Below are 14,078 nucleotides of genomic sequence, written 5' to 3'. Positions count from 1 at the left end.
TTGATGCTAAATGTTAAGTGAAATTAAACGTGCTGTTAACCTATCGTTATGTCACTTTACGTTGTTAAGATTCACTGATATTGACAAGCCGATGTTGGAACCATAGTTGAAGCGGTTGATCATATAGTCTTTGCCTTCATCAAATTTTTTGTTGTCGTCAATATCCTGGTAGAAGATGCCACGTTGGTTCAGTATGTCAGATACAGTAAACTTGAGCTCTGTACGTTTGAACAGTCTTTGTGATATCTGGAAATCAAGAATGGACCTCGGGTTCTCCCATATATTGGGATAGTCTGCATTACCTACCTGGGCAATACGTTTTCCTATCCTGTTAAACAGCACGGAAGCGCTGGTGCCTGTGTTCTCTTCGTCAAACTGCAAACCTGCATTGACAACATAGGGAGATTGCCCCTGCATGGGCCTTGAAGTTTCACCTACATATCCCGCGGGGAAAGTTACCTTACTATGGATGTAAGCTACGTTCGAGAATATGGTGAAATGATCCAGCAATGATGAGTTAAAGAAGTTGAGCTTTTTGCGGAATTCTACTTCTGCGCCTATGTTTTGGGCCTTGTCAGCGTTTGCAAAAGAGAATATCGGAGAACCGGAAGAGAACTGATAAGTGGATTCTATCGGTTTCTTGAAATCTTTATAGAACACGGCAGCGGTTACTACTTCTCCTTCTGCCGGATACAGTTCGTAACGCAGGTCCAGGTTAGTGATCTTGGCTCTTTCCAGCGCAGTGTTACCTACCAGGGTCCCACTCTTTTCAAAGTCATAGTAGCTGAAGGGCGCTATTTCCCTGAACTCAGGCCTTGATACGGTTTGTGATGCGCTTAACCTGATATTGGTTTTTTCAGTAAGTGCATAGGTGAAGTTAGCAGAAGGCAGGAAGTCGTTAGCCTTATTCTTAAACGTCAGCGCCACCAGTTTCGGGCTGAGGCGCTGCTCATATGCTTCAAAGCGGCCGCCGCCTACAAACCTTAATTTACCAAATTGCAGGTCCAGTTGTACATATCCTGCGCCCAGGTTAGAGAAAGAAGTGTATGCATTGGAAGCAGTGGTCAGATCATCCAGGTAGAATTTGTCTGCACTGAAATTTTGTGGTGCAAAGATCTGGTCAGGAGGCAGCTGCAGCAACTGTTCATTGAACTGGCCCAGCACGATCGCGATCGCTCTTGAATCAAAATCCCTGTTCTTACGCTGATACAGTCCGCCCACCTTGATTTGCTGTGTAACACCTAACCATTTGAATGATTTGCTGAGGTCAAGGTTACCACCATAAACTTTCTCATCCAGTGTGGAGAAGAACCTGCCGGAGCTACGCGGGTTACCGGTGTACTGAGGTACAGATGCATAGTAAGGTCCCTCTTTACCGTTCGTGGAAGTATACACCAGTCTTCTCAGATCAGGCAGATCCTGTGTTAACCATGAGAAGTTACCATTCCATTTAATTTTAAGGCCCATACCTGAAAGGAAATGCTCTCCTATCAGCTGCGAGTTTAACAGCCTGTTGGACTTGAAGCTTAACTCACTGCTTCTTACATCTACGTTTGTATTGTTGGTATTATCAATACCTGTACGCAGAATGGTTCCGTCAGTGCTGGTAATATTATAGGAGTTCTTCCAGCTGAATTTGTTCTTGCCGGATTGATACACCAGGTTGGCCAGCGCACCGGCTAAGATGTTCTGTGAATAAACGTCATCCTGGAAATCGAAACGTTTCTCTTCAAAATCGTAGAACCTTCTCTCTGTTTTGGTATACCTGTTCTGCTTGTTATAGTTCAGTGAGAACACGCCACCAAAGCGTTTGGAGCCGGAAGACTTGTTGATGAAACCTCCTGTTACCTGCAGGCTGGAGTTCAGCGGCGCTGTTTTATTGGCATAGTTCCAAATAGAGTTGAGGCTCTTGCCATATTCTGCCCGCTGGGCGGCAGTAGATGTTTGTATGGCAGTTACAGTAGGGAACTTGCTGCTCAGCACACGGGTACCATCATCTATTCCCAGGAAGTCCCATTTTCCTCCTTTATAAGTATAGAAATCCTTACCGACGGTAGACGTGTTAAACCCGGAGCCAACGCTGAAGCTAAGGAAGTTGTCATCCGGTACGTCTTTGGTGTTCACCTGGATGAGGCCACCGGCAAATTCGCCGGGCATATCTGGCGTAGCTGCCTTGTTAATAATAATATTGTCTACAATATTGGAAGGGAACAGGTCGAACGCAAAGGTTTTGCGGTCGGGGTCTGTAGAAGACAGCAGCGCACCATTCAGGGTAGCCTGGTTGTACCTGTCGGCCAAACCTCTGATCACAATGTATTTACCTTCCTGTATAGAAGCGCCGGAAACTCTTTTCAATACCTCACTGGTATTTCTGTCCGGTGATTTTTTAATGGATTCTGCAGATACTACCTGCGCTACGGTGTTGGTGTTTTTCTGATAGGTAAGTAGTGCGTTGATGCTTTCCTGTTTGTAAGAACCGCGTACTACCACTTCTTTTAAAGCCTTGGAGGATGGCTCGTCCATAATAACGTCAAAAGTGGTAGGGGCTCCTGCTTTCACAACCACATCGCTGATAGATTTGGTTTGATAGCCCATGTATTTAAAGTCCAAAGTATAGGTGCCTGGTTCTACCGTTATAGTATACCTGCCCTCCACGTCTGTAACTGCACCGGTAGTGGTTCCCTGTACTACCACGGTCACACCGATCAAAGCTTCACCAGTCTTTTTATCAGTTACTTTACCCACAATTTTTCCGGGATCAGCTGCAAATGAGTGTTGTATAAAACCAAAAAGGCATAGGAATACCCAAAGCTGAGCTGTTAGTTTGCATTTCTTCATCACCAGTTGATAGAATTTGACGCAAAACTATTACCAGCCTATTATCGCAATGTTATGGTAATATTACCAGAATGTTAATTGTTAAGGAATCATTAAAAAATCATTATCTATTCAGACGTGGTATCACAGGATTACACAGCTATAGGTTGCAGTATGATGAAGGTACGGCCCAGGGGTTTCCGCAGGATTAAACAGGGTTTAAAAAGAAAATCCGGGCGGGGCTTGCCTGCTGCTGTTCAGCAGCATTTCCAGTGTGATCTCCAGCGGCTTGTTCACCTCTTCGCGGGCGCCATGCTCATGGGCCACTCCCATGGCGGTCACCTGGTACAGGTGCAGGCTCTTATTCATGAAGGGCTTGTTGTCTTTCTTGCTGCATAGTTCCAGGCTGAAATTGAAATGATCTTCCAGTTCCGCTTCAAACTCCCGCAGGCTTAGCGTTTCATCAATAGGATATTCCAGCAGGCCTTCTCCTGTGAAACCTACTTCCCTGAGTGTATCAAAGGCGTTGGCGGGTCTGTTCTTTACATATACCATAACGTTACAACAGAGCAGGCGCTGAAACTGCATCTGCAGCAAGGATATGGTCATTAAAGGGTGTAACTTCAGTACTTTCATCTCATTTGGTATTACTGCTTACCGGCTTATATTATTACGGTTCAGGCAAACTTAACCCGCCATCTTTAATTTAATATTAAGCGCTTGTTATAATTATGTGAAAATAGTATTGAACTTCTTGCTTAATAAGCAAGCAATAACAAGCTAAAGCAGTTGGGAGATGTTGGCATTGGTTAGGGCATCATTGAGCCGGGAAGCTGATCACCTTGGATACTTCCCAGGGAAGCGGGGCCTCGTCTTCCTCATCAGGTAACACCACCTTCGTTTTTGTCACCGGGTGCTGGTACAATTGCCATTGCCCGCCGCTATATTCCAGCGAGGTAAGGCTTTCTACCCAGTCTCCCGAGTTCAGGTAGGTAATTGTTTTACCGTTATGCTGCATTTCCTTTATGATAGGCTGGTGGATGTGCCCGCAGCACACCACGTCAAATTTCTTGTCAATAGCGATTTCTGCCACTATCTGCTCAAAATCCGATATAAATTTCACCGCCTGCTTCACGCTATGCTTCACCTTTTTAGAGAACGACAGTTTTTCCCGGCCCATACTTTCCAGTATGTTATTCACCAACCGGTTCAGGATGATCAGGATATCGTACCCCTTTCCTCCCAGTTTGGCCAGCCATTTGGAGTTTTTCATGGTCACGTCATACACGTCTCCATGGAAAAACCAGTGCCTTTTGCCGTCTACTTCAAGGATCAGCTTGTTATCGATGGTAAAATTGCCCAGCTCGAAACCGGCATACTTACGTAGTGCCTCATCGTGGTTTCCTGTCAGGTAGTACACATCAGTGCCTTTACCGATCATTTTGAGGATCCGGCGGATCACCTTGGTATGAGCTTTCGGGAAATATCGCTTGCTGAACTGCCAGATATCAATGATATCGCCGTTCAGAACGAGGATTTTCGGGTCAATACTGTCCAGGTATTGCACCAGCTCTTTTGCATGGCAGCCGTAAATCCCCAGGTGTACATCGGAGATCACAACTATGTCTAATGGGCGTTTTTCTGGCATTTAAATAGAATCAAAACCTTATGCAAAGGAAAAATTGCTATATTACTTTTATATTACCCCACTGTTAAGGAATTATTAATTCGGCTTTTTTCTTGGAGGTAATGGGGGTGGATAGCTATTTTTGCCGCAAATTTCAAACTACACCTATATGGGAGGCTTCAATTCTTTTGTGAAACTTTTTATGCCGAAAGACAGGGTTTTTTATTCTTTATTCGAGGACGTGGCTGCCAACCTGGTGGAAATGGCCCAGGTGCTGAACGAGCTGGTGAACACCAATGACCTGTCCATCCGCAAGGATAAAGTTCACCTCATAGAACGGCTGGAACACAAGAATGACGACTATACCCACCGCATTTTCGTTGAACTGGGCCAGAATTTCATTACCCCTTTCGACCGGGAGGATATTCACTACCTCGCCGCTACCCTGGACGACGTAGCCGACTACATCCATGGTTCCGCCAAAAGGATAGACCTCTACAAGGTGTATGAGCTGAACGACAGCATCCGCAAGCTTGTGGAGCTGATCGGGCTGGGCGTGGCGGAGCTTCACAAGGCTATCCCTGAACTGCGCGACATGAAGAACATGCGCAATATCACCGACGCCTGCGTGAAGATCAACAGCCTTGAAAACCACGCCGACGATATCTATGATATGGCCATAGCCGACCTTTTTAGCACTGAAACCAATGCTGCTGAGCTGATCAAGATGCGTGAAATATACCAGGCACTGGAGATCGCCACCGATAAATGCGAGGATTGCGCCAATGTGATCGAAACCATCATCATTAAGTACGCCTGATCCCTTCATAACAGACAGGCAGGGGAATGTTTTACGTAATCTCTCAAGACTATGGCTTTTCTTATTGTTATTATCATATTGGCATTCATCTTTGATTATATCAATGGTTTTCACGATGCGGCCAACTCAATAGCCACCATTGTGTCAACCAAGGTGCTCACGCCTTTTCAGGCGGTGCTCTGGGCGGCGGTGTTCAATTTTGCCGCTTTTTTCATGTCAAAGTACATTTACGGAGAGTTCAGGGTAGGTAATACCATTGCCAAAACCGTTTTTGAGCAGTATATCACCCTTAAAGTGATCTTTTGCGGGCTCCTGGCCGCTATTGCCTGGAACCTGATGACCTGGTGGTACGGCATCCCTTCCAGCTCCTCCCATACGCTGATAGGCGGGTTTATCGGGGCGGCCGTTGCCAATGCGCATGGCTCCTTCGATGTAATCAACTACTCCAAGGTAATGCCCACCGTTTATTTTATAGTGCTGGCGCCGTTCATCGGCATGGTGGTGGCCTTTGTGATCACCGTCCTCATTGTGAATATCTGTAAAAAGGCCAACCCTTTCCGGGCGGAGAACTGGTTCAAACGCCTCCAGCTGCTTTCTTCTGCGGCACTGAGCCTTGGCCACGGTGGCAACGACGCCCAGAAGGTAATGGGCATCATTGCAGCCGCCATGGTGGCGCATGGTTCTATTGAAAAAATAACGGATGTGCCCAACTGGGTGCCGCTGGCCTGCTTTACGGCTATCGCCCTGGGCACGATGAGCGGCGGCTGGAAGATCGTAAAGACTATGGGCACCCGCATCACCAAGGTGACCCCGCTGGAAGGCGTGGCCGCTGAAAGCGCCGGGGCCATTACACTTTACCTCACAGAAACGTTGGGTATTCCTGTAAGTACTACCCACACCATTACCGGTTCTATCATAGGGGTAGGCGCAACCAAACGCCTGTCTGCCGTACGTTGGGGCGTTACGGTAAGCCTGCTCTGGGCCTGGATCATGACCATCCCCATCAGCGCCCTGATAGCTGCCGCAGTCTATTTCATCGTAAGTTTCTTTATAAAATAATAAGCAAGGGCGGGTCTGAGGATCCGCCCTTTTGCTGTACGCCCCAACTTTTTCTTATTAAAAATTCCGATCTAGCCCCTATTTTTGTGAGATTTTGTTAAAATAGCGGATCATTCGCTGTTACACCTTTAATCATAATTAATTCATTAATTAATTCATTGACAGATGAAAGGCATCATCCTGGCAGGTGGCTCCGGTACCCGCTTACATCCCATCACATACGCTATCAGTAAGCAGATCATGCCTATTTATGATAAGCCCATGATCTATTATCCATTGTCCACCCTGATGCTTGCAGGTATAAAGGATATACTGATCATTTCCACCCCGCATGACCTGCCCGCCTTTAAACGCCTTTTTGGCGACGGCAGCCAGTATGGCCTTAGCCTCAGCTATGCCGAACAGGCGGAGCCCAACGGCCTGGCCCAGGCATTTGTGATAGGCCGCGATTTTATTGGTAACGACAAAGTAGCCCTGGTACTGGGGGATAATATATTTTATGGCGCCGGTTTAGGCACCCAGCTGGCTAACAACATAGATCCCGACGGAGGTATCGTATATGCTTACCACGTATCCGACCCGGAACGTTATGGGGTGGTGGAGTTTGACGCCAGCATGCAGGTGGTGTCCATCGAGGAGAAGCCTAAACAGCCCAAATCCAGCTATGCCGTGCCCGGCCTGTATTTTTATGATAACGAGGTGGTGAATATAGCCCGCGATCTGAAACCCAGCCCCCGTGGCGAGTACGAGATCACGGATGTGAATAAAGAATACCTGCGCCGCGGCAAACTGAAAGTATCCATCCTGCCCCGCGGCACTGCCTGGCTGGATACCGGTACCTTCGATTCACTTATGCAGGCTACCCAGTTTGTACAGGTGATAGAACAGCGCCAGGGTATTAAAATAGCCTGTATCGAGGAGATCGCCTTCCGCAAAGGCTTTATCACCAAGGAGCAGCTGCAGGAGCTGGCTAAGCCCTTGCTGAAAAGCGGCTACGGACAATACCTGGAGGAGGTGCTGAAACAAAAAGTTTGATCACTAAGAGTCTAAAATTCTATACACCATGAAGGTTCTTGTTACCGGTGGTTGTGGCTACATTGGCGCGCATACCATTGTAGATCTGATCAATCACGGCTTTGACGTGGTTTCTGTGGACAGCAACATCCGCAGTACTACCCAACTATTGGACGGCATTGAAAAAATTACCGGCAAAAAGATCCATAATTACAAAGTAGATCTTTGTAACCTGGAAGATACCCATGCCGTTTTTCATGAGAACCGCGATATATGCGGCGTGATCCACTTCGCCGCATTGAAAACCGTTCCGGAATCAGTAGCCGAGCCGCTCCTGTATTTCCATAACAACCTTACCTCTCTTGTTAATATCCTGAAATGCATCCAGGAGTTCAACATCCCTAACTTCGTATTCTCCTCCTCCTGCTCCGTTTACGGCAATACCACGGCCCTGCCGGTGGTAGAGGAAACACCGCTGGGGGAAGCACAGTCGCCTTATGCCCGTACCAAGCAGATGGGAGAACAGATCATCCAGGATTACAGCCGGGTAAACAACACACAGTCCATCCTGCTGCGCTATTTCAACCCGGTAGGCGCACATCCCTCCGCCCTGATCGGAGAACTGCCCCTGGGAAAACCGGATAACCTGGTGCCCATGATCACCCAGACGGCTATCGGGAAAAGGCCTAAAATGATCGTGTTTGGTCATGATTATGATACCCGCGATGGCTCCTGCATCCGCGATTATATTCATGTGATGGACATCGCCAATGCACATACCCGCGCCCTGCAATACCTGCTGGACAAAAAGAACAGCAGCAACTGCGAAGTGTTCAACCTGGGCACCGGCAACGGTGTAACCGTACTGGAAGCCATCAAGGCCTTTGAAAAGATCTCCGGCGTAAAGCTGAACTATGAGCTGGGCCCCCGCCGTCCGGGCGATGTGATCGCTATCTACGCCAATAATAACCACGCCCGCAAAGAACTGGGCTGGGAACCGAAGATCGGCATAGAGGATATGATGCGCACAGCCTGGCAGTGGGAAGTAAGCCTGCGGGATAAAGTGCTGAGTAATTAGTATATCAGCACATTAATAACTATTTTTACGTCTTATAATATTAGCATCTGGTATATGGTAAAAGATATTCAACCCTTAAATGAAAAAGAAACACGGGCAGGATTCGGAGAGGGTATCCTGGAAGTAGCCCGTAAGAACCCGAATGTGGTAGCGCTTACTGCTGACCTCCTGGGCTCCATGAAACTGAATGCCTTTATTAAGGAATTCCCGGAGCGCTTTGTGCAGTGCGGTATTGCCGAGGCCAACATGATCGGGATCGCCGCAGGTATGACCATCGGCGGTAAAATACCTTATACCACCACTTTTGCCAACTTCTCCACCGGCCGCGTTTACGACCAGATCCGCCAGTCTGTGGCCTACTCTGGCAAAAACGTTAAGATCTGCGCTTCCCACGCGGGGCTTACCCTGGGCGAGGATGGAGCTACCCACCAGATCCTGGAAGATATCGGCCTGATGAGAATGCTGCCCGGTATGACCGTAATAGTGCCTTGTGATTTTAACCAGACCAAGGCCGCTACCATCGCCATTGCCGACCACGAAGGCCCTGTTTACCTTCGCTTTGGCCGTCCGAAATGGCCCAACTTTACCCCCGAAAACCAGACTTTCGAGATCGGTAAAGCACAGGTGCTGCACGAAGGTACAGACGTTACCCTCTTTGCCTGCGGCCACCTGGTATGGTTGTCTGTTGAAGCGGGCAAGATCCTGGAAGAAAAAGGCTATAGCGTAGAGATCATTAATATACATACCATCAAACCGCTGGACCAGGAAGCCGTACTGCGCTCCCTGACCAAGACCCGCTGCGCCGTTACCGCTGAAGAGCATAACGTGCTGGGAGGCCTGGGCGACAGCATTGCACAGGTAGCTGCCCGCCACCTGCCCGTGCCTATTGAATATGTTGGTACCAACGATACCTTCGGCGAAAGCGGTAAGCCGCTCGACCTGCTGAAGAAGTACGGACTGGATCCCCAGCATATCGTGGCAGCCGCTGAAAAAGCCATGAGCCGCAAACAAAAATGATATGCATATCAGATTAAACTTTTGAATAAAAAATCCATCTATAGATGGATTTTTTATTTAATTTCAAAAATAACAGGATAGAACAGTAACAATGCGCAAACGCGCGTCCATTTAACCTACCATGGCCGTTACACAGGATGATAGAGCACTTTTGGCGTTATACCGGCAACCGGATACCAGGGAGAAAGGTTTCACTGCTATTATTCAGAAGTATCAGGAACGGCTATACTGGCATATACGCCGCCTGGTAATAGATCATGAAGACGCGAATGACGTGCTGCAGAATGTGTTTATAAAGGTCTGGAAGAACCTGGAAGGGTTCCGGGAAGATGCCCAGCTGTTCACCTGGCTCTATAAAATAGCCACCAACGAGTGCCTCACCTTCCTGGAACAACAGAAAAGAAAATCTGCGGTATCTTTGTCAGACATTGAAACAGGCCTTAGCAACAAATTACGGGCAGATAGCCAGTTTGACGCCAATAAACTGGAATGGAAACTGCAAAAAGCGATTCTGAGCCTTCCGGAAAAACAACGTGTAGTATTTAACCTGCGGTATTATGATGAAATGCCCTATGAAGAAATGAGCCGTGTGTTGGAAACCTCCGAAGGGGCATTGAAAGCATCCTACCATCATGCCGTAAAAAAAATAGAAGAATTTATAAAAAACGGTTAAAATTAAACTATTGTCTGCCGCCATTGTCTAAAAAATTATGATGACTAACAAGGGGAATGATATTGTGAAAGAACTGGAGGAGATAGTTCCCGGTCTGAACCTGCCTCCAACGCCACCTCCTTACGGGGTGCCGGCCGGCTATTTCGACCAGCTCCCGGAGCAGGTACTGCAACGTATCCGCTCTCTGGAGGCCAACCCTGTACAGGAAGAACTGTCTGCCTTGTCTCCCCTGCTGGCCACCGCCCGCCGGCAGCTGCCCCTTAGCACGCCGGAAGGATACTTTGATGGTCTCAGCACCAGGATCATGGCAGGCATCTCCCAGGCCCAGGAAACGCCTGCTGCTGCCCCGGTAGTTCCCATCCGTTCGCGCAGGCGCTATCGCCTATGGGCAGTAGCCGCCAGTCTGCTGGCCCTCCTTGGCCTCAGCACCCTGTTCCTGTTCCGTCACAACAGCGGCGCAGGCAGCTTTGAAGCCCAGCTGGCAGGTGTACCCGACCAGGCCATCGTAGAATACCTGCAGTCACACACCGACGCTTTTGATAATGAAGCTATATTGTCCAGTGTGTCCAGTACAGCAGTCGCGGATGAATTACCCAAAATATCAACCAACCTCGATGAACTACCCGCAGAAGCTATCCAGAAATACCTGGAAAGCTCAGAGTGGTCTAACTGAGGTTAAATATCAGCGAATTGATCCATGAAACATTTTAACATACAAACATTTATTGTCGGACTCTTACTTTGCCTCTGCATACAGCAGGCAAAGGCGCAGGATAATGACAACCCGGCCCTGAGGGATAAGATCAGGTCTGCGGAAGTGGCCTACCTTTCCCAACAGCTGAACCTCACCCCCGATGAAGCACAGAAGTTCTGGCCTATCTATAATAATTATACCCGTGAAGTAGAGCAGTTGATAGCAGAACGCAGGCGCAACCGGCAGGCAGATAAACAAGCAGATAAAAAGGACGATGCCGCCGCCCGCCAGGCGTTGAATACAGAAATGGATATTGAACAGAGAATGCTGGATGTACGCAAACGCTATAACCAGGAATTTCTCAAAGCGCTGCCCGCCCGCAAAGCCGGCAACGTATTCAAAGCCGAACGCGAGTTCCGCGGCCAGCTGATTCGCCAGCTCAAGGAACGGAATGTAATGAACAGAAACAACCGCCGGTTTAACCGGAATTAATTATGTGCCCTTACTTCGATCACCTTCCCCAGGATAATAAATCCGAATTCGTAATTTTACAGGATGGCACGTATTATTCCTTTATCTGAAGGATCTTTCACTGTAGACGCTAGCAAACAGTTTATTCCTTTCGACGATAAAAAAGATACCATGCAGCAACGTAATCACGGTTCCCTGCTGGTAGAGATTCAACCTTTCCTCGTAATAACAGACCGCGACTATATCCTGCTGGACACCGGCCTTGGCTTCCGTAACGCCGATGGTGTACTGCAGCTGCACCAGCACCTGATCGACAATGGCGTAAATCCCATGGAGATCACTAAAGTGCTCATGAGCCATCTGCATAAAGACCATTCCGGAGGTGTAAGCACGCTTGACCCTGTCAGCGGCCAGCGAAACCTCACCTTTCCCCAGGCTACCTATTATGTGAACAAACAGGAAATGGCCTATGCCATTGAAATGAACGGGAAATCATACCACGCCGAAGATGTAGCCCTCTTACAACAACGCGACAACGTAGTGTTTGTAGAAGGCAACGGCACTATAGATGGTTATATCCACTATGAGCATAGCGGCGGTCATTGCCCTTATCACCAGGTGTTCCTGATAGATGACGGAGAAGATAAGGTGTTCTTTGGAGGGGATGAAGCGCCGCAGATCTCCCAGATGAAGAACCGCTTCATCGCCAAATACGATTACAACGGCAAACGCGCCATGGAACTGCGCCAGCAATACCTGGAACGCGGCACCCGCGAGGGCTGGACCTTCGTGTATTACCACGATACCAAACTACCCTTCGGAAAATTCTAAGACTGATCTTATTTACGGAAATACACGTTGAGGATCTGGTCTGTGGTCATCTTCGCCGTAGCACCGTTCAGTGAATCCAGTTTAGACTTTTCACGTACAATAGGATCTATGGTATTATAATCGAGCATTGTCTTTACCAGCGGCTTTCTTTTAACGGAAATAGTGTCTTTCAGGTACTTTTCCATCATGAGGCTCGCGATGGGCGCCGCATAAGTACTGCCGAAACCGGAGTTTTCAACGATCACCGCAATTGCGATCTTCGGGTTATCCCTGGGAGCAAAGGCAACGAAGAAGGCATGGTTCTTCATTTTCTTCAGCTCTCCGTTCACGATCGCATTGTTCTGTGCAGTACCCGTTTTACCGCAAACAATGATATCTTCTATCTGGGCGATCATACCGGTACCGTGTTCCACCACATCTTCCATTCCATAAATCACAGACCTGTATACGGTATCAGATACATGCGCCACCGTATGCCGCTCTTTATATTTGCTCAGGAGGTTGGACTCGTCATTATCAATACTCTGTACAAAATGTGGCAGGTAGTAATAACCCTTGTTGGCAATGATGCACATCGCATTGGCCATCTGCAGCGGGGTCACGGAAACTGCGCCCTGGCCCATGCCTACATACAGTTCTGAGCAGGAATTCCAAAGGCCATTATAGCGTTTGTTCATCCCGATGGTGTCAATGGCATAACCGGCATATTCACCCGGCACGTCTACACCCAAACGATGCCCCAGGCCGAAGGAGCTCATGTACTCGAACCATTTCTGGTGCCCCTTCTTCACACTGCCCCACTTGCGCGAATCTACGGCCAGGCGGTAGAGGTTCACAAAATAAGAGTTACAGGAGTGAGAGATAGCCAGGCGGAGGTTGGCGGCATGTCCTGCCTCCGAATGTTCGCAGCCAATGGTGCGGCCGCAGGTAGTATAGGCCCCATGACAGGCATAACCATAACCAGGTGTGATCACCCCCTCATCCAGCGCTACCAGCGCCATCAGCGGTTTCATAGAAGAACCGGGAGGATAAGTTCCCTGTATGGCGCGGTTAAATAAAGGCTTGGTAGTATCTACGAATAATTTACTGAAATTGCGGGCCCTGTAGGAACCGGTCAGCAGGTTCGGGTCAAAGGTCGGACTGCTCACCATGGCCAGTATGCCGCCGGTTTGCGGGTCTATGGCCACTACGCTGCCGATCTTGTTACGCATCAGCCTTTCACCCAATACCTGCAGGTCAATATCTAAAGACAGGCGCAGATTCTTGCCAGCGATAGCAGAGGTGTCAAACTCCCCTCTTTCATAAGGGCCCTGTGGACGGTTCAGGTTATCCTTCACCAGGTATTGAATACCCCGGGTTCCCATCAGCACACTTTCATAGGTTTTTTCCAGGCCGGTCATCCCCAGGTAATCACCCATCTGGTAAGCGCTGAAAGCCGGCTTGGCCAGCAGTTGTGGCGATACCTCGCCGATATAGCCCAGGATATTGGCGGCGGCGGAATAAGGATAAGAACGGATCTGCCGTTGTACCAGCTCAAAGCCGGGCTGGAACAGGTACATGCTTTCCTGCAGCTTGCCAAAAGTTTCAGGCGGCAGCAGTGCAGCAAAAACTGATGTTCTTACGCGACCATTCTTAATGATAGCGCTCACAATACGTTTCCTGAACTCCTCGCGGTCAATCTCCAATATCTGGCAGAGATAACTGGTGTCTATATTTTTAACGCTGGCGGGCGTTACCACCAGGTCATACATCACATCGTTGCGCAGCACGCTCTGGCCCTTCCGGTCATAGATCATGCCCCGGCTGGGGTATACTACTTTACGCAATACGGCATTGGCATCCGCCAGTTTGGAATACTTCTTTTCAATTACCTGTAAAAAGAATAAGCGGGTAATAACGAGGATCACCATTCCGAGGATGATCATCTGCACCACTCTTTGCCTGGGCTGATTGTAAACAGACATGAGATTTCGTTGG

13 protein-coding genes are annotated in these 14,078 nt (G+C 48.5%); 9 read left to right on the top strand and 4 right to left on the bottom strand.

Features of this window, described 5'->3' with window-relative positions; translation table 11 throughout:
* Nucleotides 1-51: 51 nt before the first annotated feature.
* The 3 genes from ACR9Y8_RS20480 to ACR9Y8_RS20470 form a co-directional block, all read right to left on the bottom strand.
* Complete coding sequence (locus ACR9Y8_RS20480; RefSeq protein WP_481215112.1) at nucleotides 52-2,745, bottom strand: TonB-dependent receptor domain-containing protein; 2,694 nt, start codon at nucleotides 2,743-2,745, stop codon at nucleotides 52-54.
* 291 nt (nucleotides 2,746-3,036) lie between these two features.
* Complete coding sequence (locus ACR9Y8_RS20475; RefSeq protein ID WP_481215111.1) at nucleotides 3,037-3,453, bottom strand: hypothetical protein; 417 nt, start codon at nucleotides 3,451-3,453, stop codon at nucleotides 3,037-3,039.
* Nucleotides 3,454-3,634: 181 nt separating this feature from the next.
* Complete coding sequence (locus tag ACR9Y8_RS20470) at nucleotides 3,635-4,465, bottom strand: UDP-2,3-diacylglucosamine diphosphatase (RefSeq protein WP_481215110.1); 831 nt, start codon at nucleotides 4,463-4,465, stop codon at nucleotides 3,635-3,637.
* A gap of 148 nt (nucleotides 4,466-4,613) precedes the next feature.
* On the opposite strand from ACR9Y8_RS20470, the gene ACR9Y8_RS20465 reads away from it, so the two are divergent.
* The 9 genes from ACR9Y8_RS20465 to ACR9Y8_RS20425 all read left to right on the top strand — a co-directional run bounded on the left by ACR9Y8_RS20465 (nucleotide 4,614) and on the right by ACR9Y8_RS20425 (nucleotide 12,101).
* Complete coding sequence (locus tag ACR9Y8_RS20465) at nucleotides 4,614-5,264, top strand: DUF47 domain-containing protein (protein ID WP_481215109.1); 651 nt, start codon at nucleotides 4,614-4,616, stop codon at nucleotides 5,262-5,264.
* 51 nt (nucleotides 5,265-5,315) lie between these two features.
* The gene (locus tag ACR9Y8_RS20460; RefSeq protein ID WP_481215108.1) at nucleotides 5,316-6,323 is read left to right on the top strand and encodes an inorganic phosphate transporter; all 1,008 of its coding nucleotides are present in this window, start codon (nucleotides 5,316-5,318) and stop codon (nucleotides 6,321-6,323) included.
* Between the two features lie 165 nt (nucleotides 6,324-6,488).
* On the top strand, nucleotides 6,489-7,358 hold the full coding sequence (gene rfbA / locus ACR9Y8_RS20455; protein WP_481215107.1) for a glucose-1-phosphate thymidylyltransferase RfbA: 870 nt from the start codon (nucleotides 6,489-6,491) through the stop codon (nucleotides 7,356-7,358).
* 28 nt (nucleotides 7,359-7,386) lie between these two features.
* Nucleotides 7,387-8,415 carry a UDP-glucose 4-epimerase GalE gene (gene galE, locus ACR9Y8_RS20450; RefSeq protein WP_481215106.1) on the top strand — a complete coding sequence of 343 codons (1,029 nt, stop codon included), beginning with the start codon at nucleotides 7,387-7,389 and terminating at the stop codon, nucleotides 8,413-8,415.
* A 54-nt stretch (nucleotides 8,416-8,469) separates the two neighbouring features.
* Nucleotides 8,470-9,432, top strand: coding sequence for a transketolase family protein (locus ACR9Y8_RS20445; protein WP_481215105.1), 963 nt, complete (start codon nucleotides 8,470-8,472; stop codon nucleotides 9,430-9,432).
* Between the two features lie 121 nt (nucleotides 9,433-9,553).
* Nucleotides 9,554-10,105 carry an RNA polymerase sigma factor gene (locus ACR9Y8_RS20440; RefSeq protein WP_481215104.1) on the top strand — a complete coding sequence of 184 codons (552 nt, stop codon included), beginning with the start codon at nucleotides 9,554-9,556 and terminating at the stop codon, nucleotides 10,103-10,105.
* Nucleotides 10,106-10,142: 37 nt separating this feature from the next.
* Nucleotides 10,143-10,778, top strand: a complete 636-nt coding sequence (locus tag ACR9Y8_RS20435) for a hypothetical protein (RefSeq protein ID WP_481215103.1) — start codon at nucleotides 10,143-10,145, stop codon at nucleotides 10,776-10,778.
* 24 nt (nucleotides 10,779-10,802) lie between these two features.
* Entirely contained in the window at nucleotides 10,803-11,291 is a 489-nt protein-coding gene (locus ACR9Y8_RS20430; protein WP_481215102.1) for a hypothetical protein, read from the top strand.
* 63 nt (nucleotides 11,292-11,354) lie between these two features.
* The gene (locus ACR9Y8_RS20425) at nucleotides 11,355-12,101 is read left to right on the top strand and encodes an MBL fold metallo-hydrolase (RefSeq protein WP_481215101.1); all 747 of its coding nucleotides are present in this window, start codon (nucleotides 11,355-11,357) and stop codon (nucleotides 12,099-12,101) included.
* 8 nt (nucleotides 12,102-12,109) lie between these two features.
* On the opposite strand, the gene mrdA is transcribed toward ACR9Y8_RS20425, so the two are convergent.
* Nucleotides 12,110-14,065, bottom strand: a complete 1,956-nt coding sequence (gene mrdA, locus ACR9Y8_RS20420; RefSeq protein ID WP_481215100.1) for a penicillin-binding protein 2 — start codon at nucleotides 14,063-14,065, stop codon at nucleotides 12,110-12,112.
* Nucleotides 14,066-14,078: the final 13 nt, after the last annotated feature.

The sequence above is a fragment of the Chitinophaga sp. SVR4-12A genome, assembly GCF_056754765.1.
Note: the sequence above shows the minus strand (reverse complement) of the source record. Positions and strands in the feature narration are given on the sequence as shown.